6 protein-coding genes and 1 pseudogene are annotated in these 3,369 nt (G+C 53.1%); all 7 read right to left on the reverse strand.

All coding sequences use genetic code 11. From position 1 onward, the window contains the following. Positions 1 to 760, reverse strand: a pseudogene (locus AC2VLY_RS12290) (VWA domain-containing protein); the annotation flags it as partial. A gap of 88 nt (positions 761 to 848) precedes the next feature. After that, positions 849 to 1,085, reverse strand: coding sequence for a hypothetical protein (locus AC2VLY_RS12295; protein ID WP_193651029.1), 237 nt, complete (start codon positions 1,083 to 1,085; stop codon positions 849 to 851). Then, on the reverse strand, positions 1,082 to 1,708 hold the full coding sequence (locus tag AC2VLY_RS12300; protein ID WP_193651028.1) for a ParA family protein: 627 nt from the start codon (positions 1,706 to 1,708) through the stop codon (positions 1,082 to 1,084). Before AC2VLY_RS12300 ends, AC2VLY_RS12295 begins: the two co-directional genes overlap by 4 nt. 8 nt (positions 1,709 to 1,716) lie before the next feature. Further along, the gene (locus tag AC2VLY_RS12305; RefSeq protein ID WP_193651027.1) at positions 1,717 to 2,004 is read right to left on the reverse strand and encodes a hypothetical protein; all 288 of its coding nucleotides are present in this window, start codon (positions 2,002 to 2,004) and stop codon (positions 1,717 to 1,719) included. A gap of 9 nt (positions 2,005 to 2,013) precedes the next feature. After that, the gene (locus tag AC2VLY_RS12310) at positions 2,014 to 2,454 is read right to left on the reverse strand and encodes a ferritin-like domain-containing protein (protein ID WP_193651026.1); all 441 of its coding nucleotides are present in this window, start codon (positions 2,452 to 2,454) and stop codon (positions 2,014 to 2,016) included. 5 nt (positions 2,455 to 2,459) lie between these two features. Next, positions 2,460 to 2,798, reverse strand: a complete 339-nt coding sequence (gene csoS1 / locus AC2VLY_RS12315; RefSeq protein ID WP_010637882.1) for an alpha-carboxysome major shell protein CsoS1 — start codon at positions 2,796 to 2,798, stop codon at positions 2,460 to 2,462. Positions 2,799 to 2,890: 92 nt separating this feature from the next. Beyond that, positions 2,891 to 3,187: an alpha-carboxysome major shell protein CsoS1 gene (gene csoS1, locus AC2VLY_RS12320; RefSeq protein WP_010637881.1), complete on the reverse strand. Its 297-nt coding sequence runs from the start codon at positions 3,185 to 3,187 to the stop codon at positions 2,891 to 2,893. Positions 3,188 to 3,369: the final 182 nt, after the last annotated feature.

The following is a 3,369-nucleotide window of genomic DNA, read 5'->3' on the forward strand; positions in this document are numbered from 1 at the left end:
CCCCTTGGGCGTTTTCCACATCGTCGTAGGCGTCGGGAACATGAATGAAGTAATTTTCTATGTAGGGCTGGTAACCTTCTCTGGTTTCATAATCTCCGGAAGTGGGTCGCAAAAAAAAATCACGACCCCACAAAGCGCGCAGATACATGATCAAACGGCGTTGTACGTCAATGAAAAGAACACCGCGACGTTCCTGCTGAAGCACGGCAAGGGATTGTGGCGTATTCAGACCGAAAAATTCTACCTGTGCGGCAAAATCACTGCGATAGGCGGAAATACCCCAGCTGGCCCAACGCCGCAAACCACCCAGGGTCATTTTTTCGAGGAGCACTTCAATTTTGCCCAACATCGGACGAACACCACGCGGTGCCTGGGCGAGTAACTGATCAAGCAGCAGCAGATAGCCGCGAAACAATTCCAGTTCACCCAAACGACGGGAAACAATCGGAGCACTGGTGAAAAATAAGGCCAGCACTTCGGCGCTGGTTTTGGAAAACATGCGAATGGCCATGGAAAGCATTTCGAATACAGCCTGCTCGCCAATTTCACGGGCAACCTGTGGGGCACTTTCTATAAAAGCAAGAACCAGATCAGTCCCACGCCCCAGCGCCTTAAGGCTGCTGGCACCCTGCAGATAGGATTCGAGACCACGTCGACCAAAAACCCGGGCGGCTTCATACCAATTAGCCTCCAGGACTTCGGCGGCGTGTGGCCCCAGATCTTCCAATATTTCCGGATAATCCGCCAACTGAATGGACATACCTAGCTCACCCCATTTTTATCGCAAAGCACCCTATACCCATGTACTACACACAGGTCGGCCGAAATATATCAGCAAGAAGGCGGTGCTAGTCTGGCCAAATACGCTGAGGGTTGATTTCACGCCCACCACCCGCATTCAGATCACTCACGCCTGGCGTTTCTTTGGGCGTGCTTTTCTGAGCCGGTTTACTGCTCGTTTCCAGTTTATTGATCGTAGTTGTTTTTTCGGCATCTGCCGCAGGAGTGCTGTTTGCACTGGCGGCCGGAGTACGCCGTCTGGGACTCTGGATACTCGCGTTGAGTTTGTTCTCCAAATTGCTCATTTCAAGATCTCCTCAATAATTCCTTCGAATTCCTGTACGGCAGCCGTGGCCCGCTTCCCCATCTGATACACACTTTTGCCTTCAATGGCTGCATTCCGGTATATGGCCCGGCGGGCAACCTGCACGGGTAACACATTCAGACCCATTGCCTGAACTGCAGATTCTGCAGCACGAGACAAAGCACTGTGACTTTCAACCTGATTCAGCACAAATGCCGCATTTCGGGTTGCTTTACCCGCTTGCAGGGCCGAAATCACTTCCACACTACGTTGGCTCGCCCATAAATCCAGTGGCGAGGGCAGCACTGGTAGTAATATCCAGTCCGCCATCGCCAGCACTTCCCGGGTTTCAGCGCTCTCCAGGGAAGGCGGACAATCAATCACCCAGTAGGCAAAATCAGCGGATTGCCCCGCACTTTGTTCTGACCAGCTTTGTACAGACAAAGCATGACCATCAGCTTCAGCAGCCCAATCCGCCCAATAGCCCAGGCTCCCCTGAGGGTCGGCATCCAGCAGTAAGGTGGCACCGCGTTTGGACAAGCCCATCGCCAGGTTCCAGGCCAGAGTGGTTTTGCCACAACCACCTTTGGCATTAAAAAGGGCAATCCGCCTGGCGGTGGTCATGATCAATGTTACTCCCGTGCCTGCACTGCGCAGTACTCAGCCGCTGCGGCAAATTCTGCCCGCTCAGGCTCCACGGCATCTCCTTCAAATTGAATTGCGACGACCACGTAGGTTTTCGCAAAATTCAGGTTTGGATAATAGTCAAGTTTCTCAGAAAGTCCCGTCAGCAAATCCAGAAAATGACGAGTTCGTGCATAGTCGGAAAACTCAAATCGTTTGCTCCACCCCAAAGGACGACGCTGAATTTCCCATCCCTCGGGAGCCTGGATATCCTGGAGATCCTGGTTCACAAACATCCTCCAAACTTAGTGAAAACGCTCCAACATTTCGGCAAGCGACCGCATATGGCCTTCTTCATCGGCGCGCAGATGGGCAAACACCTCGGCAGAAGGAATATCCCGCATACGCTCGGAAAAATTCTGGGCTTCGCTATACAATTGCACAGCCGAATACTCCAGATCCTGATCGTGCGTCAACATTTCGCGCAAATCCCTACCCGGGCGCGGTGGCAGTAATTGCGCACCCGTCGGCGCTATTCCCATCAGCAAAAGCTGTTGACTGAGAATACCGGCATGATCCAGCTCTTCCCGCGATTCATGACGAAAATATTCCGCCCAATCTGCCATGCCCCAGAGCGTACAAAGACTTGACTGGGTACGGTACTGCTGCACCGCCGTGTACTCATGAGTCAGCGCACGCGTGAAAAAACCAATGATGCGTGGATGATGATTACGCATCCCATTCATGGGTTTCAGCTCAGATTGCCGGTAACATCACCATCCCGGCCACTACCATCAGCGCTGGGAGACTGAGGTAAAATATGTTCCACCTCGGTGTGTACCCGGGCAATAATGTGGGCAGCAACAAGGCCGTCACCAACTCTTTCACAAGCATCCGCACCTGCACGAACAGCCGCATTCACTGCACCCGTTTCGCCACGCACCAACACGGTGACATATCCACCACCAACAAACTGACGGCCAACCAAACGGACTTCGGCTGCTTTGGTCATCGCATCCGCTGCTTCAATAGCCGGTACCAGACCGCGTGTTTCAATCATACCCAGAGCAATACCCGTAAGTGCTGCCATCTGTGTCTCCTTTATATTGATTACATCTGCCAGGAAGGGCGTAGGAACTACGCCCGCTCACTCGCGTTCATTTAAGCGACAATCAAACCGGTTCAGGCTGATGGTGCTTTCGGCAGAATGTGTTCAACCTCGGAATGGACACGGGCGATAATGTGGGCGGCTACCAGACCATCACCGACCCGTTCGCAGGCATCAGCACCAGCACGAACTGCAGCATTTACCGCACCCGTTTCGCCGCGCACCAACACGGTGACATAACCACCACCGACAAACTGGCGACCAATCAAACGGACTTCAGCAGCCTTGGTCATCGCATCAGCCGCTTCAATAGCCGGCACCAAACCACGGGTTTCAATCATACCCAACGCAATACCTGTTACTTCTGCCATTTCATCAACTCCTTCAATAGACAATCTAAAAATCAGAACCGCTGGATGCCGCTGCTTTAAGCAGTGGCAGCCTTCGGCAGGATGTGCTCGACTTCAGAGTGCACACGCGCAATGATGTGTGCAGCCACCAGGCCGTCACCCACCCGTTCGCAGGCATCAGCACCAGCACGAACTGCAGCATT

It is taken from the genome of Acidithiobacillus sp. TH-A36 (genome assembly GCF_057473445.1).